The following is a 23,490-nucleotide window of genomic DNA, read 5'->3' on the forward strand; positions in this document are numbered from 1 at the left end:
CGTCGGAGGTCAGGGCGACGGTGGCTCGGTGCCCAGGGCTTCGGCGAAGGGGTCGTCGGACAGTCGCCAGTGTTCCATTCCGAGAGCGAGTTCGGAGTCGGTGAGCAGGCAGCTGTTCAGCCGCTCGTGGAGCGAGGGGACGTCGAGGTCGATGCCGGTGAAGGTCAGTTCGCAGCGGCGCTCGCCGTAGTAGGGGTGCCAGCGCAGCGCGGCGAACGTGCGCCGCTCGGCCGACGCCGCCTGCCACGCCTCGTCGTCCTGCTCGGGTAGCCAGGTGCCCGTGGTCTGAATGGCCAGGTGCTCGCCGGCGGACTCCCACCGCTGGATGGACCGGGGCCGGTTGGCGAGCCACAGGTGTCCGTGTCCACGAATGACGCCTGGGCAGATGCGCGCCAGTGCGTCGTACAGGCGTTGTGCGTGCATGGGCCGGCGGGAGGACCAGTGCGTGGTGCGGACGCCGAACTCCGGTGCGCGCGGCTGTCGGGGGACGGGCAGGGGGCCGTGCCGGTCCCGCACGGCGACGGGGTCGAAGTGGTTCTGGCCGATCAGTGCCGAGAGGTTGGGCGTCCAGAGGCCGCCGGTCAGCTGGTCGTGGCAGATGTGGGCCATGGAGTGATACGCGGAGAGGTGGCGCATCAGGGCAACGGCGCGTGCGGAGGTGGCGGGATCCGTGTCGTGTGCGTTCGAGGTCACCACGGTCCTGGCGCTCGCGAGATGGCGGGCGGCGGTCTCGGCGACGGTGCGTCGGTCTGTGGGGCCGAGGGCCAGTCCCCGGTCCAGGAGCCGGTCGCCGCTGCCGAGATCGTCCTCGAGTCGCGACAGGTCGACGCAGCCGGCGACCGTGTCGATGTGCACGTGGTCGGCGAGTGCCTGCCCGTGGCTGTGGCCCTCCGCCAGATCCAGGGCGACCAGGTCCGGCGCCATGCCCGGTGGCAGGGCGAGCAGCAGGTGCCGGTAGCGGGCGGTGCGCGCCAGCTGCAGCAGGACGGAGAGCAGAGCCGGCGGCAGCGCGTCGGAGGAGCAGGGTCGCGCCGGCGTCAGCGTGCCGCCGCCGACCGGTCCGCGGCGCTCGTACACCTGCCAGGAGGCCGTACGGCCGTCGGGCGCGACCCGCACGGTGAGCACCACGAGGCCCGGGACTTCGATGCGCGCCAGGTCGGCGACGCAGTCCCGGACGCCGGTGGCGAGGCCGCCGAGCACGGTGACGGGCAGTGGGCGGGGCGCGCCCTGCGGGGTCAACTCATCCTCCCTGGCCGCAGCTTGAGTTGGCGTTCTGTCAGCTCGCCGGGCCGGGCTTGGAACCGGTGAGGCCGTAGCGGCGCTGGAAGCGCTCGACGCGGCCGGCGGTGTCCAGGACGCGGGCGTTGCCGGTGTAGAAGGGGTGGCTGGCGGAGGAGATCTCGACGTCGATGACGGGGTAGGTGTTGCCGTCCTCCCATTCGATCGTGCGAGTGCTGGTGGCGGTGGAGCGGGTGAGGAAGGCGAGGTCGCCCGCCTTGTCGCGGAAGACGACGGGGCGGTAGGCGGGGTGGATGCCGGATTGCATGCGGATCTCCTGGTGGCAGGCGGGGTGGGTGGTCAGCGCTGTGTGTCGGGATGGCGTGGAGCCCACCCTAGCATAATGGTTTTCATTTTCATCTAGGGTAATGTCAGTCCACCGTTCGCGGCAGCGGCGGCATTTCGTGGGCTGTCGGCCCGCTTGTCGTCGCTACGCCTGACGCGTGCGCAACTCTCCCCAGAAGTAGGGAAGCCGTGATCAAGATCGCCCCCGCCCGCCGGGACCGCAAGGCGCGCCCCAATCCTCCCCCAGCCTCCGGCCGGGGGTGCCCCCATCACGAAGCACGGATCACGTACATCGACTACAAGGACACGAACCTGCTGCGGAAGTTCATCTCCGACCGTGGCAAGATCCGAAGCCGGAGGGTCACCCGCCTGACCGTCCAGCAGCAGAAGGCCATGGCCAGGGCCGTCAAGAACGCCCGCGAGACGGCGTTGCTGCCGTACGGCACCGGCACTGTACGGGCCGGCCGGTGAGCGGCCGGCTGCCGGTCACCGTGCTGTCCGGGTTCCTCGGTGCGGGCAAGACCACATTGCTCAACCACCTCCTCAACCACCGCGAGGGCCTGCGGGTCGCGGTGATCGTCAACGACATGAGCGAGATCAACATCGACGCCGCGCTCGTCCGGGACGGTGGGGGAGCCCTCTCCCGCACCGAGGAGCGGCTGGTGGAGATGACCAACGGCTGCATCTGCTGCACGTTGCGCGACGACCTGCTGGAGGAGGTCGACCGGCTTGCGCGGGCAGGCCGCTTCGACTACCTGCTGATCGAGTCCAGCGGCATCTCCGAACCGATGCCGGTCGCGGCCACCTTCGCCTTCGCCCGCGACGACGGCGCGACCCTCGGCGATGTCGCCCGCCTGGACACCATGGTCACCGTCGTGGACGCCGCCAACTTCCTGCCCGAACTGCGCGGGGGCGACGAGCTGACGGCCCGCGGCCTCGACCAGTACGAGGACGACGAACGCACCGTCAGCGACCTGCTGATGGACCAGGTCGAGTTCGCCGACGTGCTGGTCCTGAACAAGACCGACCTGGTCACGGCCGAGGAAGCCGACCGGCTCGCAGCCGCGCTCAGCCGACTCAACCCCGCGGCCCGGATCGTCCGCGCGACCGGCGGCAAGGTCCCGCCCGCCGAACTCCTGGGCACCGGCCTCTTCGACCTGACCGAAGCCCAGGAGGCTCCGGGCTGGGTCGCCGAGCTCAACGGCGACCACGTCCCGGAGACCGAGGAGTACGGCATCACCAGCCTGGTCTTCCGCGCCGATCGACCCTTCCACCCCGGCCGACTCTGGGAGTTGGTGACCCGGCGGCTCGATGCCGGGGAGTTCGGCGCAGTGCTGCGCTCGAAGGGCTTCTTCTGGCTGGCCTCCCGGCCGGCCGTCACCGGCCTGTGGTCCCAGGCGGGCTCGGTCGCCCGCTTCGAGCCCTCCGGCATGCGCTCGACCATGAGCCCGGCGACGGATCCGGCCGGTCTGACCGACGCCACGGCGCTGACCGGCCTCGGCGACGGGCAAGTGAGCATTCATCCGATCGAGAAGGTCCGTACGAACATCGAGCACACCGCTCCCGCAGGGGAGCCGGTGCTGTCGCTGCGCGGCGCAGCCGTGCGCGTCGGCGGGCGGACCCTCTGGTCGGGTGTCGATCTGGCCGTCGGAGCAGGGGAGTTCACCGCTGTCCTCGGCCCCAACGGAGTGGGCAAGTCCACCCTGGTCAAGGTGCTGCTCGGCGTGCTGCCGGCGGCAGCCGGCGAGGTGCGGGTGCTGGGTGGTGCACCGGGGGCGCGCAACGCGGCCGTGGGGTACCTGCCGCAGCGGCGAAGCTTCGACGCGAGCGTGCGCATCCGCGGGGTGGACGTGGTGCGGCTGGGCCTGGACGGGGACCGGTGGGGGATCCCCGTCCCGGGCCTGGGCCGCGCCAAGCACCGGGCGGCGCGGGAACGTGTCGAGGAGGTCGTCGAGCTGGTCGGCGCAGCGAAGTACGCGCACCGGCCGATCGGGCAGTGCTCGGGTGGCGAGCAGCAGCGGCTGCTGATCGCCCAGGCGCTGATACGGCGCCCGAGCCTGCTGCTGCTGGACGAGCCGTTGGACAGCCTCGACCTGCCCAACCAGAGCGCGATCGCCGCACTGCTCGGCCGGATCTGCCACCAGGAGGGCGTGGCAGTGGTGATGGTCGCCCACGACGTCAACCCGATACTCCACCACCTGGACCGGGTGGTGTACATCGCCGAGGGCGGCGCCGTCGCCGGAACCCCGGGCGAGGTGATCACCTCCGAGACGCTGACCCGCCTCTACCGCACGCCCGTCGAAGTGCTGCGGACGAGCGACGGCCGGCTGGTGGTGGTCGGTCAGCCCGAGGTGCCCGCGCCGCACAGCGACCGGCACTCCGAGCCCGGTGGGGGAGGCGGCCATGTTTCTGGCTGACGCTGGGGTACCCACCGTCTCCTGGAACCTCCTTGCCGACCTCCAGGAGATGTGGGCGTACCCGTTCATGGTCAACGCCTTCCGTGCCGGTGCGATCGTCTCCGTGGTCTGCGCGGTGGTGGGCTGGTTCATGGTGCTGCGGCGGCAGACCTTCGCCGGACACACCCTGTCCGTCGCCGCCTTCCCCGGCGCCTCGCTGGCGATCCTGCTCGGCGTGAGCACCAGCCTGGGCTACTTCGGCTTCTGCGTGGCCGCCGCCCTGCTGATCGCCGCGCTCGGGCGCAAGGGCCGGGACGCCGGCGCGGAGGAGTCCGCCGTCACCGGGACCGTGCAGGCATTCGCACTCGCCAGCGGCTACCTGTTCATCAGCCTGTACAAGGGGCTCCTGGAAGGGCCCACCGCGCTGCTCTTCGGCAGCTTCCTCGGCATCACCACCGGGCAGGTGACGCTGCTGGCGATCGTCGGCGCGGTCCTCCTCGCCGTCCTGGCGCTGATCGGACGCCCGCTGCTCTTCGCCACCGTCGACCCCGAGGTCGCCGCCGGACGAGGGGTGCCCGTGCGCCTGCTGTCCACCGTGTTCCTCGTCCTGCTGGGCGCGGCGACCGCCGAAGCCAGCCAGATCACCGGCACCCTGCTGGTCTTCGCGCTGATGGTGATACCCGCCGCCACCGCCCAGCAACTCACCGCCCGACCGGGCCGCAGCCTGGCGCTCGCCGTGCTGATCGGCTTCGCCTCCTGCTGGCTGGGCCTGATCGCCGCCTACTACCAGCCCTACCCGCTCGGCTTCTTCGTGACCACCATCGCGTTCACCGGCTACGTCCTGGCCCACCTCGGCCGCGCCGTGCACGACGCGCTCGGCCGGTCCCGGCCCCGCGGCCGGACGCCGCTCTCGATCGGAGGTGCGGCATGAACGTGCTCACTCAGCCGTTCTTCCAGCACGCGCTGCTGGCCGGTACGGCGATCGCGCTCGCGGCCGGCCTGGTCGGCTACTTCCTCGTCCTGCGCGCCCAGATCTTCACCGGCGACGCACTGAGCCACGTCGCGTTCACCGGCGCGATGGCCGCCCTGGCCGGCGGCTACGACCTGCGACTCGGACTCTTCGCCGCCACCATCGGCGCCGGACTGCTGATGGGCGGCATCGGTCGCCGCGGCCGTCCGGACGACGTGGCGATCGGCAGCGTCTTCGCCTGGATCCTGGGCCTCGGCGCCTTCTTCCTCACCATCTACACCACCTCCCGCAGCGGAGCCCAGGGCGGCGCCGGCACCACCGTCCTGTTCGGCTCGGTCTTCGGCCTGAGCACCAGCCAGACCCAGCTCGCCGTCCTGATCGCCGCCGCCATCGGCATCGTGCTGCTGCTGATCGCCCGCCCGCTGCTCTTCGCCACCCTGGACGAGGCCGTCGCCACCGCCCGCGGCGTACCCGTACGGCTGCTCGGCTTCGGCTTCCTCGCCCTGGTCGGCGCCACCGCCGGCGAAGCCACCCAGGCGGTCGGCTCCCTGCTGCTGCTCGGCCTCCTCGCCGCCCCGGCAGGCGCGGCGATCCGCCTCACCGACCGCCCCTTCCACGCTCTCGCACTCTCCGCCGGCCTCGCGGTCACCGAGATGTGGGGCGGCCTCCTGCTCGGCGCCGAAGCCCCCGAACTCCCGCCGAGCTTCGCCGTCATGGCCACCGCCGGCGCGGTCCACGCCGTAACGTTCTTGGTCCGTCCCCGTCGTACCGCTCTCCCGGCAGCGGCCTGACCACCATGTCGCCACGGGGGAACAACAGGGACGACCCACGGGTCGCCGCCCTGGCGGCGGCGTTCGACCGCAGGACGGCCAACGCCGCCGCCAGGCCCGGCGGCCGCACTGCCGACCCCGCTCGACCACCGACCCCGCCGGATGACGTCGGACTGATCGGGAGGCCGACGGCGCAGCGCACCGAGATCCTGCAAGCCCTGGCCGACTGCCAGGAATTCATCAGCGCCCAGTTGCTCCACGCCGGGCTGCTCGCGGCCGGCTCGCGTGTGGGTCTGAGCACCGTCTACCGCACCCTCACCGCACTCGCCGCGGTCGGCCGCGCCGACGTGGTCCGCGACGCCAACGGCGAGCGGCTCTTCCGCTACCGCCCCGACGACGACCACCGCCACTACCTGCTCTGCCGCGCGTGCGGGATCAGCATCCCGGTGGACGCGGGCCCGGTCGAGACCTGGGCCGACCACATGGCCCGAACCTCCGGCTTCGCGGACGTCCAGCACACCGTGGAGCTCACCGGGATCTGCACCGGCTGCACCACCGCCGCGCGGGCCGGCAACTGAACACGCGACGAGGCGGGCGTCGCCACCCCGGTGAAACGGACGACGCGGCACCACCAGTGCCCGGTCCCGCGGGCGCGTCCTCGCAGCCGGAGAGTCGGGGCAATCCGCGTCCGGGGCCGTTCCGAATGTCGGGTGCAACGACAAAGCGGGCCGCGCCGCGGCCCTGCCGGGAGGGGCTCTCGTGACACTGTTCGACACCGTCTCCACCGAGCGGACCACCGATTCGGACCGCGGCGAGCGACCGGGCAAGGTGGCGGTCGTGGGATCCGGCGTCGCCGGACTCACCGCGGCGTACGAGCTGTCGCGCGCCGGCGTCGAGGTCGAGCTGTTCGAGGCGGACGAACGCCTCGGCGGCCACGCCCACACCCAGGACGCCGTCGCCCGGGACGGACGGGCACTGGCGCTGGACACCGGGTTCCTGGTCCACAACGAGCGGACCTACCCCCACCTGGTGCGGCTGTTCCGGGAACTCGGTGTCCGGACCCGGGACAGCGAGATGAGCATGTCCGTGCGCTGTGACGGGTGCGGCCTGGAGTACGCGGGAGCACGGGGGCCGGCCGGGCTGTTCGCCACGCCCGGGGCCCTGGTGCGCGGCCGCTACCTGCGGATGCTCGCCGAGGTACCGCGCTTCCACCGGCTCGCCCGCCGCCTGCTCGCCGACCCCGCTGCCGGTGACCCGAGCCTGCGCGAGTTCCTCGCCGCGGAGAGCTTCTCGCCGTACTTCGTGAGCCACTTCATGACCCCGGTGGTCTCCGCGGTGTGGTCGTGCGCCCCCGACCTGGCGGGCGACTACCCGGCCCGGTACCTGTTCGCGTTCCTCTCCAACCACGGCATGCTCTCCGTGACCGGCTCGCCGACCTGGCGCACCGTCGTCGGCGGCTCGCGCACGTATGTCGAGAAGATCGCCGAGCGGCTCACGGCCGTGCACCGGTCCACCCCCGTGCGTGCGGTGCGCCGCCATCCGAACGGTGTCACCGTGGTCTCCGGGGAGGGGCATCGCACCGAGGTCGACGCCGTCGTGGTCGCCACCCACGCCGACCAGGCGCTGCAGCTGCTCGCCGACCCGACCGACGCCGAGCTGGAGGTCCTCGGCGCCTTCACCTACTCGCGCAACCCCACCGTGCTGCACCGAGACCCGTCCGTCCTTCCCGCCGCGCGCTCGGCACGCGGATCGTGGAACTACCGGTTGCCCCAGTGCAGCGCACCCTCCGACCGGGTCCGGGTCAACTATCACCTCAACCGGCTCCTGCGCCTGGACACCACCGACGACTACCTGGTCACCCTCAACGAGGACCGGCAGCGACCGATCCCCGATGAACTGGTGCTCTCCCGCACCGTGTACGAACACCCGGTGTACACGGCGCGCACGGTCGCCGCCCAGCGCCGGCTGCCCGAACTCACCACCGCCCGCACCGTGTTCGCCGGCGCCTACCACGGCTGGGGCTTCCACGAGGACGGCTGCCGCTCCGGGGTCGAGGCCGCACACGCCCTGCTCGGAGTGCCGCGGGTTCGCCGGTCATCGGGCGCCCGGTGACCGGCGCGGAGGGCGGGGCACGAAGCTGCTGGTGCGGGCGACGTAGGCGTCCCAGCCCGGCTTCGTGGAGCCGAGTCGGCGCTCCAGCAGGGGCTTGCCGCTGCCGAAGGCGAGCAGGTAGGTCATCAGGACCGGGCTGAGGACGAACGCCCAGCCGATCGGCTCGGACGCCACGAGCAGGAACAGGGCCCACCAGACGCACGCGTCGCCGAAGTAGTTGGGGTGGCGGGTCCAGGCCCACAGCCCGCGGTCCATGATCCGGCCGTGGTTGGCCGCATCGGCCTTGAACCGGGCGAGCTGCCAGTCGCCCACGGTCTCGAAGAACATCCCGACCGCCCACAGGGCCACCGCGGCGACGGTCAGGGGGCCGAGCCCGGCGGTCAGGTACTGGGCGGCCTGGACCGGGAGCGAGACGAACCAGACGATCGCGGCCTGCAGCAGGTAGACCATGCGCAGCGCGTAGTGGTTGCGGCGTCCGCCGGGGGCCTTGGCGAGCATCCGGTCGTAGCGCGGGTCCTCGCCGTGGCCGCGCGAGCGCGACCGGATGTGGGCCGACAGGCGCAGCCCCCACACCGTGACCAGGATCGTGACGAGCAGGCGCCGCGCCGGGTCGCCGTGGCCGGCCGAGAAGGCGTAGCCGGTCCAGGCCACGGCCGTGAAGGCCAGGCCCCAGGCGACGTCGACGCCGCGGTGGCGGCCGGTGCGCACGCCCACCGCGAACGCGGCCAGCAGGACGGCCAGCGCCGCCCCGGCCGTGGCGGCGAGGTTGACGGCGAACGCTGCGGTGTTCACGCCGGCCCCTGGTACCAGTCGGCCGGGGTGGCGTGGGCGCGGGCGGCGTGCAGGGCCAGCGCCCCCCAGCCACAGCCGACGTCGAGCAGGCGGCTGCCGGGGCGCAGGTCCAGCTTGCGGCAGATCAGGTCGAACTTGGCCTCCTGGGCACTCTGCAGGGTGTCGCCCGGGGCCGTCCAGTAGGCGCAGGAGTAGGCCATCGCCGGGCCGAGCAGCAGGGCGTAGAACTCGTTGGACAGGTCGTAGTGGTGGCTGATCACCGCACGGTCGCGGTCGCGGCTGTGCACGGCGCCCCCGACTCGGGCCCGGCCGCCGGGCGGGACGGGTCGCGGGCCGAGGGCACCCGGGCGTACGGCGGCGGCGAGCAGCTTCGGCCGGTCCCGCAGGCCGGGGCGCACCGGGCCGTGTCCGGCCAGCGCGGCCCGCACCTGTGACAGCGCGGGCCTCAACTCGCCTTCGACGTCGAGGTCGCCGCTGATGTAGGCGTCGGCCAGTCCGGGTTCGCCGGGCTGCCAGAGCAGGCGGCGCAGCGCGCGTCGGTTGCGCAGGACCACGGTCGGCGCTTCGGCAGGGCCGGCGGTCGAGCCCTCCCACGCCTGGATCCGGACCGGCAGGGGTTGGCCGAGCAGGTCGGTGAGCAGGCCGGCGACGCGGGTGGCGGGGGTCATCGGGTCGGCTCCGGGCGGGTGAGGAGGATCTGCTGGACGTCGAGGTAGCCGGCGGCGAACCCGGCCTCGGAGTAGGCCAGGTACAGCTCCCACATCCGCTGGAACACCTGGTCGAAGCCGAGCGCGGCGATCTCGTCGGCCCGTTCGGTGAAGCGCTCGCGCCACAGTCGGAGGGTCTGGGCGTAGTGCGGGCCGAAGGAGTCGCAGGCCGCCACGCGCAGGCCGGTGTGCCGTGCAGTGGCCTGGCGGATGGCCTCGGTGGAGGGGATCTGGCCGCCGGGGAAGATGTACTTGAGGATCCAGGTGTAGGTGCCGCTGCTGGCCAGCATCCGCTCGTGGGGCATGGTGATGGCCTGCAGTGCCACCCGCCCGCCCGGAGCCAGGACACGGTCGATCGTGGCGAAGTAGGCGGGCCAGAACGGCCGGCCGACCGCCTCGACCATCTCCACGCTCACCACCGCGTCGAACTCGCCCTCGGCGGCTCGGTAGTCGCACAGCCGCACCTCGACCCGGTCCGTGAACCCGGCCGCGGCGATCCGGCGCCGGGCCAGCGCCAGCTGCTCCTCGGACAGGGTGAGGCTGACCACCCGCGCGCCGCGCGCGGCCGCGCGGACCGCCAGTTCGCCCCAGCCGGTGCCGATCTCCAGCACCCGGCTGCCCGCCCCGACCCCGGCGAGGTCCAGCAGCCGGTCGATCTTGCGGTGCTGGGCCTGCGCGAGGTTCTCGCTGGAGGCGAGGGGTGCGCCGGCGGGGTCGGTCGCAAAGACGGCCGAGGAGTAGGACAGGGTGGGGTCGAGGAAGAGCGCGAACAGCTCGTTGGACAGGTCGTAGTGCCGGTGGATGTTCGTGCGCGCGTTGTCGGGCGTGCTCAGCTCCCCGGCCGGCGGCCGCTTCACGTACAGGCGGCGCAGCCACTGGGCGCCGGTGGGCACCAGCGTCTCGGGGGCGGTCGCCAGCTCGGTGAGCAGCCCGACCAGGTCGGGTGAGTCCCACTCGCCGGCCTGGTAGGACTCTCCGAAGCCGATCAGTCCGCTCATCCCCACCCGGTGGAAGAACGCGTCGGGCCGGTGAAGGCGCAGCACCGGCGCGCCGGCCGGGGCGGGTTCGAGGAGCCGTCCGTTCGGCAGTTCGACCCGAAGGCCCCGCCTGCGGGCGATGCGGCGCAGCAACCTGCGGGCCACCGTCGCCTTGAGCGGTGTGCGGGGTACGCGGGCCACGTCGGGCCAGTGCTGCGGATCGGCCGTCGCGGCCGCGCTGGGTGCGAGGGCTTCAACGTGCGTGGTCATGGCGGCAGGTCCTGTTCGAGGGGGCGCGGTCGGGGCGGAGGTGGACGGGCAGACCGCGAAGCCACAGCCGCACGCCCTGGTAGCGGATGTGGGCGCTGACCGCGAGTGTGGACAGCGGGTGGGTCGCGGCGGCCCGCAGCAGCGTGGTGCCGCGGGCGGGTCGGCGGGTACCGCGCACGGTCGCCGTGAACGGGCGGCCGCCTTCGCGCTCCAGCTGGACGGCAAGGGTCAGCCGTTCACCGGGCACGGGCAGGAACATCCGGTAGTGCCCGTCGACGGGGAAGAACGGGGAGACGTAGAACTCCTTGGCGGCCCGTGCGCGGCCGCGCTCGTCGGGGTGCAGGAGGTAGCGGTGGCGCTGGCCGTAGGTGTTGTGGACCTCGGCGACCGTGCACACTGCCCGGCCCCGGCGGTCGTAGCACCAGTAGACCGTCAGCGGGTTGAAGACGTACCCCAGCGAGCGGGCGTGAGCGAGCATCAGGACCCGCCCGCCCGCGAGGTCGACCCCCGCCGAGTCCAGGTAGCGGTCCAGGTCCTCCCGGGGCGACCGGCCCGACCCGGCGGTGCGGCCGCCGGCGGGGAAGGAGGCCAGGAGGCGCAGCGGCCACGGCAGGCGCGGGGGCCGGTCCAGGTCGGTCAACCACAGGTAGGTGTGGTGGCGGAAAGCGTGGTGCACCGGAGCGGTGCGCGCGTGGCTGATCCGGCACTCGTACAGCGCGGCGCCCCACGGGCCCGGCAGAGCGGGAGCCGCCGGCGGTGCCGGGGCGAGCGTGTCGGCGCCGACCGCCGAGCCGGCCGTGGGCTGCCGGGTGTCTGCCGCCATGGTGTCCTCTTCTTCGTACGGAAGGGCGCCGTCTCGCGCCCGCGCTCTGCTCGGTGGTCGGCGCGCTCGGGGCCGTGTCAGGTCAGGGGCAGCAGCATGAGGGGCTGCCCGGTGGGATGGGCGGAGCCTCCGGACGGTTCCTGCGTCACCCCGACGCCCACGGCGCCGTTGATGTTGCCGGTGAGGAGGAGCTGCCCGTGGTCTGCGGGCAGCAGGCCGGCCGGGCGCATCGTGCCGGAGTCGTTGAACCACAGTTCGTAGGTGCGGCCCTGGGGCAGGGCGGGCATTCCGCTGGCGAGGAAGGCGGCCTGCCCGCGGTCCGCCGACCAGACCACCGTGGCGACGGCCGGCCCGGAGGCCGTGGTGGTGGTGCGAGCGTCCGGGGCGGTCAGCAGACTTGTGACGGCGGCCTGCTCCTCGCGCAGGCTGCTGGCCTGGGACCGGGCGCGCTGGGCCTGGTCGTGCTGCTGGACGGCGACCGCTCCCAACCCGGTGGCCAGCGCGAGGCATGCCGCGAGCGCCAGCTTGGGCCACTGCCGGGCCGGCCGCGACGTCCCCCGGCGGCGTTCGGCGGGGCCGGTCAGGGGCGGGAGCTGGCGCACGTCACCGATTCCCGCCATCACCGCCGCCTTGAGCCCGGACGGCGGTCGGCCCGACTCGGCGGCCCCGAGCCTAGCCAAGGCCGCCTCGAACTCGGCGACCTCCTGCGCGCAGGCCGGGCACTGGGCCAGATGCTGTTCGAAGGCGAGCCGTTCCTCCTCGGGCAGCGCGTGGGTCGCGTAGGCGCCGGTGAGGGTGTGCGGGTCGGGTGCCGCGTTCATGATCCAACTCCGAGGCAGTCGCGCAGGCGGATCAGCCCGTCCCGCATCCGGGTCTTGACGGTGCCAAGCGGGGTGCCCAGCAGCTCGGCGACCTCGGGGTAGGTGTACCCCCGGTAGTACGCCAGGGTGACCGACTCGCGCTGCAGCTCGGTCAGCGACTGCAGGCAGCGGCGCACCTGCTCGCGTTCGAGGCGGTTCTCGACCTGCTCGGCGACTTCGTCGAAGGCGGGGACATGGGAGCGGGCCGCCGCCTTCTGGTCCCGGTCGGCGGCCGCCTGCGCGGCACGGACCCGGTCCACCGCGCGCCGGTGCGCCATGGTCAGCACCCATGGCAGCACCTCGCCGCGCTGCGGCTCGTACCGGGCGGCGGTGCGCCACAGCTCGAACATCACCTCCTGGGTGACCTCCTCCGACTGGGCGGGGTCCCGCAGCACCCGCCGCACCAGACCCAGCACCGGGCCGACCACCGCGTCGTAGAGCCCGGAGAACGCCTCCTGGTCGCCGAAGGCGGTCTTGGCGACCAGCTCCTTGAGGTCCGGGCCGCGGAACCTCGGGGCCGACAGGTGCACGACCGCGTTCACCGGACCGCCCCCACGACGGGGGTGGCACGTGCGGCCGAGCGCGGTGGCCGCGACCTGCCCAAGGGCCGGCAGCTGTGCATGAGAACCTCCTGGATCGAACAGCGGGCACCGTCAGTCGCTCTGCATTCGCCACCGCCGACCGCGCGGATTGGTCCCACACGCGGTGTCTGCTCGAACAGGACGAACCCGGGTCGGCCCAGGCCCGCACGGGTGGCGGGTGGTGGCCGGGGTCCGCCTGGTGGGCGGGCCCCGGCCCGGGAGTGCTCGGGGTGGGTCAGGAGGCGGGCATCAGGACGGTGTCGACGATGTAGACGGTGGCGTTGGCGGTCTGGACGTTTCCGCACAGCACCTTGGCCGTGCTGTTCACGGTGAAGTCGGGGCTGTTGCCGGTGACGGTGAGGTTGTCGGTCTCCAGGGTCTTGTGGGCGCCGGTGAGGGCGGTGGGGGCCAGGCGCTGGGGGACGACGTGGTAGGTGAGGATCTTGGTGAGCTTGTCCTTGTCGGCGAGGACGGCGTCCAGAGTGGCCTTGGGGATCTTGGCGAAGGCGTCGTTGGTGGGCGCGAAGACCGTGATGTTCTGCGCGGAGTTGAGGGTGTCGACGAGGCCGGCCTGCTTGACGGCGGTGACGAGGGTGGACAGCAGCGGGTTGTTGGAGGCGGCGGTCGCGACGGGGTCCTTGGCCATGCCCGCGAAGGAGCCGGCGCCGTCCTGGGGCACGGCCGCGCAGGCGCTGCCGAACGGCTGGTCGTCCATGGCCCTGCCGGAGGCGGCGCCGCCCGGGGCCGTGCTGCCGGCGGCCGTGGACGGCACGGCGGCGGCCGTGGTGGCGGCCGAGGATCCGGATCCGCTGCTGCTGCAGGCGCCGAGGCTCACGGCGAGCGCGGTGGCGGTCAGGAGGGCGGCGAGGGTGTTGCGGCGGCGGGTGGTGGACATGGGTCGGATCTCCTTGTGAGGTGGTGACGGCTGGGCCGGCGGCCCAGCCGGGTGGGTACGGGGTCGCTTTCAGGTGACCGTGACGACGGCGCTGTGCCAGCCGGTGGCGCCGGCGGGGTAGGGCCCCGCACGGTTCTCGGTCTGGACGGTGCCGGTGGCGTCGGTGGCCCGGACCTCGATCCGGTGGGTGCCGGGGGTGGCCGCGGTCCAGGTGTGGGTCCACTGCCGCCACAGGTCGGGTCCCGGGTCGGCGGTGAGCAGGGCTTCCTGCCAGGGGCCGGCGTCGACGCGGACCTCGACGGCGGCGACGCCGCGGTGGGTGGCCCACGCGGTGCCGGCCACGGTCACGTTCCCGGCGGGCACCCGGGCGAACGGGGCCGGGACCTCGATGCGCGAGGCGGTGCGGACCGCGCCGGTGCGGTCCCAGCCCCGGCGCACCCAGTACGGGTCGAACGCGGCGAACGTGGTGACGTCCAGGTCGACGAGCCACTTGGTGGCGGAGGTGTAGCCGTAGAAGCCGGGGACGACGCTGCGGCACGGGAAGCCGTGCGCCACGGGCAGGGCCTCGCCGTTCATCGCGACGGCCAGCAGCGCGGGGCGTCCGTCGAGCACGGATTCCAGCGGGGTGCCGATGGTGAGGCCGTCCTGGGAGCGGCCGACGAGTTGGTCCGCGCCGGGGCGCACGCCCGCCCGGCGCAGCAGGGCCGGGAGGGAGGCGCCGAGCCAGCGGGTGGTGCCGACGTAGGGGCCGCCGACCTCGTTGGAGACGCAGGACAGGGTGTGGTCGAGCTCTTCCAGGGGTTCGCGCAGCAGGTCGTCGAAGGTGAGGAGGAGGGGGTGGTCGACCATGCCGCGGATGCGCAGGGTCCAGCGGCGCGGGTCGATGCGGGGCAGGGTGAGGGCGGTGTCGACCCGGTAGAAGTCCCGGTTGGGGGTGACGAACGGGGACAGACCCGGGACGCCGGGGTGCAGGGTGGTGGCCAGGGGCGGCAGGGGCCGCGCGGCCGGGGGAAGGCGGACGGCGGTGCGGGCGGCACCGATGTCGTAGCGGCGGTCCGAGAGGACGCGGCCGCCGAGGCCGGCGAGCGCACCGACGGCGATCGTCCCGCCGGTGGCGGCGAGGACGGCACGGCGGGACGTGCCGCCGTCGCGTTCGGCGGGGTGCTCGCCGGGCCCGTCCCCGCTCACCGGGTGTTCCGGTGTCACCCGGTGGGGCGCGGTCGTGGGGGAGGCAGCCGGTGTGGCGGCGCGCAGCATCCGGGCGAGGACGAGTGCGGCCGCCGTGGCGGCCAGGCCGGCGGCCAGAGCGGGCGCGGCATCCGCGGCACCGGCTTCGGGACGGGACAGCGCGGCCCAGGTGCCGAGCAGCCCGAAGGCCGCGAAGACGCCCGCACCGAGCACGGGCCTGCGTGCGGCCAGCACGCCGGCGAGCGCGGCGAGCAGCGCCGTCGTCAGGTAGATCCCGCCGAGCAGCACCGGCTTGTCGTCGGTGCCGAACGTGCGAACGGCGTACTCCTTCAACGGTGTTGGCGTCAGATCGATCGCGGCGGCGCCGACCACGATGACCGGCGCGGTCCCGGGGCCGGTGAAGGCGGCGACCAGTTCACCGGCTCCGAGCGCGGCCGCCGCCGCGGCCCACCCGGTCGCCGCGGCGGCGCCCGCCCGCAGGAGCCGTCCGCGGCGATGCCCGGTACGGGGCGGGGGAGGGGGTACGTCGTTGCTCACGTCCGGGATTCGGCGCATCCGGTGCGGCGGATGGGTGCGAGTTCTCCTCCTGGGCCGACCGATCCGTTCTGGGAGGCGACAGGCGACAGGCGGCAGGCGGCACAAGCGGAAGCGGCCGCGCCGTCGCCGTCCTTCGGTCGCCCTTGGCGCGTCAGCGTCTTCCACCCTCCGCCCACGGCGCCGTGGCCCCTGTCGCACCGGTGGTGCGTCGACCGGGGCCGGCCGACGATTCAGGGGCGGGAGGGCATGCACCCCAGGAGGGCGGAGGCGGCCCGGGCGGGGCCGCGCGGGCGCAGGCGGACGCCGAGTGCGGCGGCGCCGTGCGCCCGGCCGGCGAGCAGGGCGGCGACGGCGCGGCCGGCGGCGGCGGGGGTGAGCGTGTTGGGATCCAGGCATCGGCCGGCCGCGGCGCGTTCGGCGTCGTGGGCGATGGCGAACTGGTCGCTGGAGAACGGCAGGACCAGTGCGGGCACACCGGCGTGCAAGCACTCGGTGAACGAGTTGTTGCCGCCGTGGTGGACCATGGCGGCGGCGTGCGGGAGCAGTTCCTGTTGCGGGATCGTCGCCGCGACGTGGATCCGTTCGGGGTCGGCGCCGCGCAGCAGGGGGTCGGCCGTGACGGCGCCGACGCGTTCGCCCGCGGCCACGACCACCGAGGCCGGGGTGTGCCGGAGGATTCCGGCCGCGGTGACGGCCAGGACGTCGTGACGGGCGGACAGGAAGGTGCCCAGGGCGACGAGGACCACCGGCCGCTCCTCGGCCGTCAGCCGGGTGAGGACGGCCTGCCAGTGCTCGTCCAGCGGCCCGGGGCCGGCCTCGGGCAGCAGGTGCCCGGCGTACAGGGCCCGGGGGCCGGTCGGCGGGGGTGGCAGCCACGGCAGGCGGGGGTAGTTGAAGACGACGGCGTGCGGGGAGCACAGGGCGAAGGCCCGCTCGGGTTCGGGCCGGCCGGGCGCGTGGCGGCGGATGACCGCCCTGAACGCGTCGGTGAACGCGGTGTCGTTGGCCGCCGCCGCGCGGCGTAGCCGGTCGAGGTCGGCGGTGGTGGGGCGCACGGCGTCCGGCCAGGCGTAGGGGAGTCCGAAGTAGGCGTCGGGTGCGGTCGGCAGGTAGCTGGGGTGGCCCGGGCAGAAGGTGGCGTACGGCAACTCGAGGCAGTGCAGGGCGAGGGTCGCGGAGTACGCGAGCTGGTCGACGAGGTACCAGTCGGGGCGCAGCCGCCGGTCGAGGGCGGCGAGGTCCCGCAGGACGTGTTCGGGGTCGGCGAGCATGTCGTCCCGGCGGTGGCGGGCCTGGGTCAGGAGGGTCGCGGCCGGGCCGTGGTGCGTGGCGTCGAGGAACTCGCGCAGGCGACGGGCTTCGGCCCCGTCCTGCCGTGTGGTCTCGGCGACGCCGTGGTTCGCGTTGCGGGTGACCGCCAGTTCGGCGAAGCCGAGGCCGTTGGCGGCGGCGAGGTCGGCGAAGGCGCGTGCGCAGGCGAAGTCGACGCGGGCGCCGTGGCCGCTCAGCGCCGCGCCGAGGGCGGCCATCGGCCGGGCGTGGGAGTGGAACGGCGGGCTGATCACGGCGACGCGGGTCATGCGGTCCTCCCCCGGGGCGGTGCTTCGCGGGCGGCCTCCGATGATGCCAGGCGCCCGGGGGCGGCCGCAGCCGGACGCCCGCCCCGGACCTCCGTGGCGGGCGGGTGGCGAAGGCCGGCGGGCCGGGGCCAATCCGTTTCGTCGGCCGCCTCCGAAGCCGCCCCTGACCGCACGGCGACACGGGAGGAAGCACGATGACCCAGCACGCCACACCGGCCGCGGCAGCTCCAAGCCCCGACGTCGTGGAGGCCGGGGCCCTTGCCGCGTGGCGCAGGTTTCACTTCGCCCGGGACGTCACCGTCCCCCAGGGCGGTGACCTGCTCGGCCGGCTGGCACGGGCCGAGTACGGGGGATCGTGGGTGCGCCCCGACGCGGCGCTGCCGGTGTCCGACCGGCGTGCTGCGCGGCTGCGCCAGCTCGCACGGCGCGAACGCGCCGTACCGGCATGGATCCTGGCCGCCGCCGGTGCCGCGCCCGATCTGGCGCCCAGGGAGCGGACGGCGCTCGCGGAGGCCTGGGAGCGCAGCGCGGGCCCGGGCGGCGGGCGGAGCGCGACCCAGCAGATCCGCCGCAGGCTGCTCGCGGAGCCGGGACCGGCCGAGACCGCCTTCCTGCTCGACGTGGCGGACGTCAACGGTCTGCGACCGCTCTCGCTCCGGGAGGCGGCCGCGCTGGACCCAGTCGGCCGGGAACAGGCCCACGCCCTCTGGCGCTACCTGTCGGGAATCCCCGGCGCGGGCCCCGTGCTCCCGGGGGCCGACGAGGCGAGGGACGGCTACGAAGGGCTCCTGCTGTCCGCCTGCGCCGAGCGGGCGCGACCCGGCTCGCCGTCCGGGCGGCGGTTCCGGGCGGCGTTCGCGGCTCTGGCCGAGCCCTCGCGGGGCTCTCCGGTGGTCGCCCAGTCGATGCTGCAGGGCCGCCTGGAGGAACCAGGCGCCGGACTCAGCGGCGGAATGAGCGTCCTGCTGACCGGGCTGGGGGAGGCGCTGACGGCCCGTGCGGGCGTCGCACGGGTCCTCACGCTGACCACCGCCCGGGCCGAGGAGACGGAACGCACGGACCTGGTCCACCGGTTGGGGCGCGCACACGTGCTGGTGCGGTTGCCCGTGGACGCGTCCGAACCGCTTGATCCGGAGAATGCCGCCGGCCACCCGGCGGCGCTGGCCTGGTGGGCCGGCCGGGTCTTCGAACTCCCGGGTGCCCGACCGGACATCGCGCACGTCAGGTTCGCCGACGACGCCTCCCTCGCCGTCGCCCGGGCCGCCCGTCGCCACGGCTCGAAGCTCGCGTTCACCGTCACCCCCGACCCCCACCGCACGATGGACGAACGGCACACGGGCCTGGCGCCGCAACAGACCGGTGATGCCGCACGCGCGCTGCGCCTGGACCTGCACCGGGTCTTCGTCGCAGACCGCCTCGTGGCCCGCGCCGATCTGCTGGTGGCCATGCCGGGGAGGCCGGGGACGGAGGAACTCACCGCTTACTTCCCGCAGTTGCGGGACCGGCGGGTCCACCTGCAGCCCGAGGGCATCGCCCCGTTCCGGCCCGCGGCGGACGACGGGACGACGGCCCACGGACTGCTCGGCCGTCTCTTCGAGGGCGGCGGGACCGGCGGCGGACTGGATGCCGCCGACCGCGACCTGCCGTTGTTGCTGTGCGTGGGGCGGCTCCACCCCGTCAAGCAGCAGGAGCAACTGGTCCGGGCCTGGATGCAGGCGGGCCTCCACCACCGCACGACCCTGCTGCTGGTGGGCGGGTCTCCCGCGGCCCCGACCGCCGTCGAGGCGGAGGTTCGCCGCCGGCTCACCGAGCTCCTGGCAGCGGACCCGGTCGCCCGGCGTCGGGCGGCCTTGTGGCCCGCGCTGTCCAACCGGCATGTCCGGCTGCTGGAACGGGCGTTGGCGCAGGGCCGACCGGGCTCCGCGCTGTACGTGTGCCCCAGTGCCAAGGAGGAGTTCGGGCTGGCCGTGCTGGAGGCCATGGAAGCGGGCCTCCCGGTGGCCGCCCCGCAGCGCGGCGGGGCCTCGCACTACGTGTGCGACGGCGTCAACGGACGACTGCTGGCCACCGAATCGGCGGGGCGGCTGGCAGACGGCCTGCGCTCCCTGGTCGTCACCCCCGCGCCGGAACTGGCGGCGATGGCGAGGGCAGGGGCCGCGACGGTGCGCGAGCGTTTCGGCATCGACGCCATGGCCGCGTCCCTGGCCGAGGCCTACCGGGCGACGTGCCGAAAGGGCCGCCTCGCGGATCGGCCGCAGGACGGGGACCGCGGAGGGTCCTGTGCCTGACGTGGCGGGACGCGGCTGAACGCGCGGGCGGTGGCGGCACCGTCTTCGGGTGCCGTCACGGGGGTGACTGGCCGCGGGCGCGTTCGGCGGCCAGGACCTCGGGCAGGCCGGTCAGGCGGCGCAGGCCGGCGGCGGCCCGGGCGGTGCGGTGGTTGGCGGCGAGCAGGTCGTGGTGGCGGTGGACGAAAGCCCAGTAGCCGGTGGTGAACGGACAGGCCCGGTCGCCGAGGCGTTCGGTCGGGTGGTAGCGGCAGGGGCCGCAGTGGTCGCCCATCCGGTGGAGGTAGGCGCCGCCCGCCGCGTACGGCTTGGTGGTGACGAGGCCGCCGTCGGCGAACTGGGACATGCCGACGACGTTGGCGGTCATCACCCAGTCGTAGCCGTCGACGAAGCACCGGTGGAACCAGTCGGTGAGCTCGCGCGGGTCCCAGCCGTGCTGGAGGGCCCAGTTGCCGAGCACCATCAGCCGGGGGATGTGATGCACCCAGCCGTGGTCGCGGACCTCGGCGAGGACGCGGGCCAGGCAGCGGGCGGTGACGGCGTCGGCGTCGAGGTCGCGGAACCAGGCGGGCAGCGGCTCGTGGTGGCCGAGGTGGTTGGCGTCGCGGTAGTCCTCGCCCAGGTGCCAGTAGAGCTGCCAGACGTACTCGCGCCAGCCCGCGATCTGCCGGACGAAGCCCTCGGCGCTGTTGAGCGGCACCTGCCCGGCCCGGTATGCGGCCTCGGCGGCGCGCACGCACTCGCCTGGGTCGAGCAGGCCGAGGTTGAGCGGGACGGAGAGGGCGCTGTGGGCCATCCACGGGTCGGCGTGCAGCATGGCGTCCTCGTAGCGGCCGAAGTCGGCGAGGCGGTGGGCGACGAAGCGCGCGAGCGCCCGTTCGGCCTCCGGCCGGGTCGCGGCGAAGCGGCGCGGGCCGTCCCGACCGACGAAGGCGACGTTCCCGTCGCGCTCCCAGCGTTCGAGGTCGGCCCGGACGCGCTCGTCGATGCCGTCCTCCTCGGGCTCGAAGGGCGGGGGGATCGGCAGGGTGGCGGCGCCCTTGGGCGGGGGTTCGCGGTTGTCCCGGTCGAGGTTCCACCGGCCGCCGGCCGGGCTGCCGTCCGGTTCCAGAAGCAGGTGCTCGGCGCGGCGCACCCGGTGGTAGAAGTCCTCCAGCAGCAGGCGCCGTCCACCGGGTTCGCCCGCCCAGCGGCGGAAGTCGGCGAAGGGTACGAGGAAGCCGCGCGGTGGCAGCACCGTGACCTGGGGGAGGGCGTCCACCAGGCCGAGGGCCGCGCGCGACGTCGGGTGGTACACGGTGACCCGGCGGCGTCCGACGGCCCGGGCCAGGCCCTCGCGGTAGGTGTCGGCCTGGACGTAGCGCACCCGGTCGCCCAGGGCGTCCGCGGCGTGGCGCATCGCGGACAGCACCAGGTGGGCCTTCGCCCGGTGGAACCGCCGCCGGCGGAGCACCGAGCGGGCCTCGATCATGACGAGCGGGGCGTCCGGGTCCGGACCGTCCTCGCCGGGGGTGAGGCCGGCGGTGAGGAAGTGCGGCCCGAGCTGGTCGCCGAAGAGCCAGTGCGGGCGCGGCCCGCTCATGCCGGCGGCCCGGGAAGGTCGGCCGGCCGGGAGCCGAGGGGGAGTGCCGGAGCATCCCGGCGGTCGCCGGGCCCCGGGTGGCGTCGGCGCCAGTAGGGGTTGTCGAGCGGGAGCTTGCCGCTCACCCGGCCGTACATGCCGAACGTGGCGATCACCAGGCCCATGACGAAGCTGAACAGCACGTTCTGGATGCGGAAGGCCAGGATGTTGGCCGATGAATCCAGCAGCGCGAGGTTGACGAAGCCGCTGAGGACGAAGAGGGCGCCGACGGTGATGTTGACCGTGGAAGCGATGTTTCCGCCGATCAGCGCGCCGCCGAGAAGTACCGCGGCCGTGACCACCGAGACCAGGCTGAGCAGGCCGTTGCTGGAGAGACCGGCGATCTTCTCGCCATCGGTGCTGAAGAAGGGCAGTCCGTCCGACAGGCCGAGAAAGCCGAAGACCAGCAGGGCAGCGCCGCAGAGGCCGGCTCCGGCGCGGTACACCTGGGACAGTCGGTGGTCGACCGGCAGCTCCTCGTGGAGTTTCATGATCCGCTCCGTTCCTCGATGATCGTGTCGGGCGCGTGGTACACGGCCCTGTCCGGAGCATCGGCCGCGGTGTCCGACTGGAATAGTCGCAGCGATGCCGCATCGTTCGCATCGTTCGCGGACCGACCGGAGGCGGGTCCGGTACCGGGACCTGCTGGCTCAGAGGAGCAGGGCAGGTCAGGCTGCCTGGAGGCCGCTTCCTGCCTACCAGGAACCGAGCGGCGGCCCCGCGTTCTGTCCCGCGCGGGTGGACCGCTGCACGGTGGACCGCGAAACGGCGCGTGCTACCTCGGCCATCGAACTGACCGAGATGCGCCCTCGTTCAGAAGTGGCAGACCGTGCCAATGGCGTCGACCTGCACGGGCAAGCTCAGCGCGCCATGAGGGAGGCGAGGTCCTGCACCTTCTCGCGCAGTTGGCTTTCCCGTGCGTCCTCGCTCTCGCCGGGGAGTGTTGGCGGGCGCGTCGGAACCTGCATGTCCCGGACTCCATCCCTGAGGGTGGCCCGTGGTGTTTCCCAGTGCACTTCGACGCCTGCCCGCTCAGCGAGAGCCAGCACGGTGATGGCAAAGCCTTCGCTCAGGGCACGTATGACGGCGTGGTGGGTTCCCCGGTGCCAGGCCAGCAGGGCGTTGGCGAAGACCTCGAGTGCGGCGGGATCTATCTGGCATTCGTCGGCTTCCATGGGGCCGATGCCCGACCGAAGGCCGATCTCCGCCTCGAAGACCGCCAGCTGCTGCAGGAACAGCCGGGATGCTCCGTTGGCCGGGTTCCACAGTGTCTCTTCGCCCAACTCGTAGTACTGGCTCATCGGTACATCCCCCGCTCGTCTGTCGCTTGATGACCATTCCCTGCCCGTTATGGCTCACCAGTGTCTCCGTATCTTGTATGCCATGGCGAATGAAGCAGGGTCGAAGTCGCAGATCAACCGGTGGGGCGACACGTCGGGCCCGGTTCCGGGCAGCAGCGCGTCCTACCGCGACATCTGTACGTGTTTCGACCAGTCCCGGGTAGCCAGTCGGCGCCGGGTGCGCTTCCACAACGACCGGCAGGACACGTCGTCGTCGGCTTGGCAGCACTTCCTGGCGCTGATCGAGGAAGCGGCCGCAGACGGGCGCGAGGTGTTTCGACCGCTGGTCGACCTGAGTCCGCAGGAGCGGCGGCAGATCGTCACTCTGCCGCCCACCGTCGCGAAACTGACCGCAGTCAAGCACTTCATCCTCTACGGCAGCAACCTGGTTCGGATTCCCCCGGAGATCGGCGCGATGACCAGTCTGCAGGAGTTCACCCCGTACACGTCCTACCGGCTTCACTGGTTCCCGTATGAGCTGACCAGGTGCCCGAGCCTGAAACGGAGCACCGTGAGCACGCGCGCCTTGTACGGAAACGAGAAGCTCCGCCCACCGTTCCCCTCGCTTCGGTCCGGCCGCGCTTCGACGGGCGCCTTCGGCCTCGGGGACGTCGAGCCCGGAGAATGGGGTGCCACCTCGATCAGCGCATGCAGTGTGTGCGACCGGTCATTGGAAGGAATCGAGATCCATCAGGTGTGGATCTCCCTGCGGGTGGCCACCGACGTGCTTCCTCTCCTGGTCAACGCCTGCTCCGAAGCCTGTGTGCAGGCTCTTCCCACCCCTCCGGAGGACTACGTCCGAACCCCCCACGTGGGTGGCCCCGGGATCACCCAACCCGCGGGCGACTACGCCTGACTTCCCGTCACGGGCGTAGCCGGTGACACGGTGGGGAGGTCCGACGTCACTTTCGGACCTCCCCACCGCTCATGAACATGCTCACTGTCAGTGCTTGAAGGCGTCCTTCGCCTTCTGACCCGCCTGGGAGAGGTCGCCCTTGACCTGTTCCCCCTTGCCCTTGGCGGCGAGCCGCTCGTTTCCGACCGCCTTGCCGGCAGCCTCCTTGACCTTGCCCTTCGCGGTCTCGGCGGCGTGTGCGATCTTCTTTCCAGCGCCCACGGCTTCCTCCTCGTCGGTTCGTGGTTTCGTGAGGCGTGTGCCCCGATTCCTCCGATTAATCCCCCCTTCGTAGAAGTCCGGCGGATCCGGTTCGATCGTTCCG

Annotated in this window: 23 protein-coding genes and 1 pseudogene; 9 read left to right on the top strand and 15 right to left on the bottom strand. The window is 73.3% G+C overall.

The features are described 5' to 3' along the window. Positions 1–9 precede the first annotated feature (9 nt). Both VM95_RS14865 and VM95_RS14870 read right to left on the bottom strand, forming a co-directional pair. Entirely contained in the window at positions 10–1,239 is a 1,230-nt protein-coding gene (locus VM95_RS14865) for a GTP-binding protein (protein WP_045696653.1), read from the bottom strand. Positions 1,240–1,276: 37 nt separating this feature from the next. Further along, positions 1,277–1,546 carry a type B 50S ribosomal protein L31 gene (locus VM95_RS14870; protein WP_045696655.1) on the bottom strand — a complete coding sequence of 90 codons (270 nt, stop codon included), beginning with the start codon at positions 1,544–1,546 and terminating at the stop codon, positions 1,277–1,279. Between the two features lie 206 nt (positions 1,547–1,752). Here VM95_RS14870 and rpsR point away from each other — a divergent pair, with 206 nt between their 5' ends. The 7 genes and pseudogenes from rpsR to VM95_RS14900 all read left to right on the top strand — a co-directional run bounded on the left by rpsR (position 1,753) and on the right by VM95_RS14900 (position 7,811). Beyond that, a complete protein-coding gene (gene rpsR, locus VM95_RS14875) occupies positions 1,753–2,034 on the top strand; it encodes a 30S ribosomal protein S18 (RefSeq protein WP_063773505.1) in 282 nt (93 codons plus the stop codon). Continuing rightward, a pseudogene (locus VM95_RS14880) lies at positions 2,031–3,002 on the top strand (GTP-binding protein); the annotation flags it as partial. The gene rpsR and the pseudogene VM95_RS14880, both read left to right, overlap by 4 nt. 3 nt (positions 3,003–3,005) lie before the next feature. Beyond that, positions 3,006–3,980: a metal ABC transporter ATP-binding protein gene (locus VM95_RS40335; protein WP_078859931.1), complete on the top strand. Its 975-nt coding sequence runs from the start codon at positions 3,006–3,008 to the stop codon at positions 3,978–3,980. Then, positions 3,967–4,890 (top strand): metal ABC transporter permease, encoded by a 924-nt coding sequence (locus VM95_RS14885; protein WP_045696747.1) that lies wholly within the window; start codon positions 3,967–3,969, stop codon positions 4,888–4,890. Before VM95_RS40335 ends, VM95_RS14885 begins: the two co-directional genes overlap by 14 nt. Next, positions 4,887–5,720, top strand: coding sequence for a metal ABC transporter permease (locus VM95_RS14890; protein WP_045696656.1), 834 nt, complete (start codon positions 4,887–4,889; stop codon positions 5,718–5,720). Before VM95_RS14885 ends, VM95_RS14890 begins: the two co-directional genes overlap by 4 nt. A 5-nt stretch (positions 5,721–5,725) precedes the next feature. Next, the gene (locus tag VM95_RS14895; protein WP_078859916.1) at positions 5,726–6,277 is read left to right on the top strand and encodes a Fur family transcriptional regulator; all 552 of its coding nucleotides are present in this window, start codon (positions 5,726–5,728) and stop codon (positions 6,275–6,277) included. A 187-nt stretch (positions 6,278–6,464) separates the two neighbouring features. Next, positions 6,465–7,811, top strand: a complete 1,347-nt coding sequence (locus tag VM95_RS14900) for an NAD(P)/FAD-dependent oxidoreductase (protein ID WP_244178776.1) — start codon at positions 6,465–6,467, stop codon at positions 7,809–7,811. On the opposite strand, the gene VM95_RS14905 is transcribed toward VM95_RS14900, so the two are convergent. The 9 genes from VM95_RS14905 to VM95_RS14945 all read right to left on the bottom strand — a co-directional run bounded on the left by VM95_RS14905 (position 7,794) and on the right by VM95_RS14945 (position 17,021). After that, entirely contained in the window at positions 7,794–8,603 is an 810-nt protein-coding gene (locus VM95_RS14905) for a DUF1295 domain-containing protein (protein ID WP_078859918.1), read from the bottom strand. The two genes, VM95_RS14900 and VM95_RS14905, sit on opposite strands and share 18 nt — an antisense overlap. Continuing rightward, the gene (locus VM95_RS45175) at positions 8,600–9,271 is read right to left on the bottom strand and encodes a class I SAM-dependent methyltransferase (RefSeq protein WP_078859920.1); all 672 of its coding nucleotides are present in this window, start codon (positions 9,269–9,271) and stop codon (positions 8,600–8,602) included. Before VM95_RS45175 ends, VM95_RS14905 begins: the two co-directional genes overlap by 4 nt. Then, entirely contained in the window at positions 9,268–10,557 is a 1,290-nt protein-coding gene (locus VM95_RS14915) for a class I SAM-dependent methyltransferase (protein ID WP_045696657.1), read from the bottom strand. The genes VM95_RS45175 and VM95_RS14915 overlap by 4 nt, the downstream gene beginning before the upstream one ends. Further along, positions 10,541–11,380: a DUF1365 domain-containing protein gene (locus tag VM95_RS14920; protein WP_078859922.1), complete on the bottom strand. Its 840-nt coding sequence runs from the start codon at positions 11,378–11,380 to the stop codon at positions 10,541–10,543. Before VM95_RS14920 ends, VM95_RS14915 begins: the two co-directional genes overlap by 17 nt. A 77-nt stretch (positions 11,381–11,457) precedes the next feature. Continuing rightward, a complete protein-coding gene (locus VM95_RS14925) occupies positions 11,458–12,201 on the bottom strand; it encodes an anti-sigma factor (RefSeq protein ID WP_045696659.1) in 744 nt (247 codons plus the stop codon). Beyond that, on the bottom strand, positions 12,198–12,782 hold the full coding sequence (locus tag VM95_RS14930; protein ID WP_107072968.1) for a sigma-70 family RNA polymerase sigma factor: 585 nt from the start codon (positions 12,780–12,782) through the stop codon (positions 12,198–12,200). The genes VM95_RS14925 and VM95_RS14930 overlap by 4 nt, the downstream gene beginning before the upstream one ends. A gap of 274 nt (positions 12,783–13,056) precedes the next feature. Further along, positions 13,057–13,716 carry a fasciclin domain-containing protein gene (locus tag VM95_RS14935; protein WP_045696661.1) on the bottom strand — a complete coding sequence of 220 codons (660 nt, stop codon included), beginning with the start codon at positions 13,714–13,716 and terminating at the stop codon, positions 13,057–13,059. A gap of 69 nt (positions 13,717–13,785) precedes the next feature. Then, entirely contained in the window at positions 13,786–15,441 is a 1,656-nt protein-coding gene (locus VM95_RS45180; RefSeq protein WP_279616829.1) for a molybdopterin-dependent oxidoreductase, read from the bottom strand. Positions 15,442–15,671: 230 nt separating this feature from the next. Next, on the bottom strand, positions 15,672–17,021 hold the full coding sequence (locus tag VM95_RS14945) for a glycosyltransferase (RefSeq protein WP_045696666.1): 1,350 nt from the start codon (positions 17,019–17,021) through the stop codon (positions 15,672–15,674). A 194-nt stretch (positions 17,022–17,215) separates the two neighbouring features. Between VM95_RS14945 and VM95_RS14950 the strand changes: the two genes are divergently transcribed. Next, positions 17,216–19,309, top strand: coding sequence for a glycosyltransferase (locus tag VM95_RS14950; protein ID WP_052707377.1), 2,094 nt, complete (start codon positions 17,216–17,218; stop codon positions 19,307–19,309). Positions 19,310–19,364: 55 nt separating this feature from the next. Here VM95_RS14950 and VM95_RS14955 read toward each other — a convergent pair whose 3' ends face one another. The 3 genes from VM95_RS14955 to VM95_RS14965 all read right to left on the bottom strand — a co-directional run bounded on the left by VM95_RS14955 (position 19,365) and on the right by VM95_RS14965 (position 22,231). After that, entirely contained in the window at positions 19,365–20,891 is a 1,527-nt protein-coding gene (locus tag VM95_RS14955; RefSeq protein ID WP_045696669.1) for a cryptochrome/photolyase family protein, read from the bottom strand. Next, positions 20,888–21,421: a DUF4383 domain-containing protein gene (locus tag VM95_RS14960; RefSeq protein WP_045696671.1), complete on the bottom strand. Its 534-nt coding sequence runs from the start codon at positions 21,419–21,421 to the stop codon at positions 20,888–20,890. The genes VM95_RS14955 and VM95_RS14960 overlap by 4 nt, the downstream gene beginning before the upstream one ends. Positions 21,422–21,790: 369 nt before the next feature. Then, positions 21,791–22,231 carry a DUF6086 family protein gene (locus VM95_RS14965; RefSeq protein ID WP_045696673.1) on the bottom strand — a complete coding sequence of 147 codons (441 nt, stop codon included), beginning with the start codon at positions 22,229–22,231 and terminating at the stop codon, positions 21,791–21,793. An 82-nt stretch (positions 22,232–22,313) separates the two neighbouring features. Here VM95_RS14965 and VM95_RS14970 point away from each other — a divergent pair, with 82 nt between their 5' ends. Further along, on the top strand, positions 22,314–23,126 hold the full coding sequence (locus tag VM95_RS14970) for a leucine-rich repeat domain-containing protein (protein ID WP_244178772.1): 813 nt from the start codon (positions 22,314–22,316) through the stop codon (positions 23,124–23,126). A gap of 87 nt (positions 23,127–23,213) precedes the next feature. On the opposite strand, the gene VM95_RS14975 is transcribed toward VM95_RS14970, so the two are convergent. Beyond that, the gene (locus tag VM95_RS14975; protein WP_045696676.1) at positions 23,214–23,387 is read right to left on the bottom strand and encodes a CsbD family protein; all 174 of its coding nucleotides are present in this window, start codon (positions 23,385–23,387) and stop codon (positions 23,214–23,216) included. Positions 23,388–23,490 lie beyond the last annotated feature (103 nt).

It is taken from the genome of Streptomyces rubellomurinus, from assembly GCF_000961885.1.
GTDB classification, from domain to species: Bacteria; Actinomycetota; Actinomycetes; order Streptomycetales; family Streptomycetaceae; genus Kitasatospora; species Kitasatospora rubellomurina.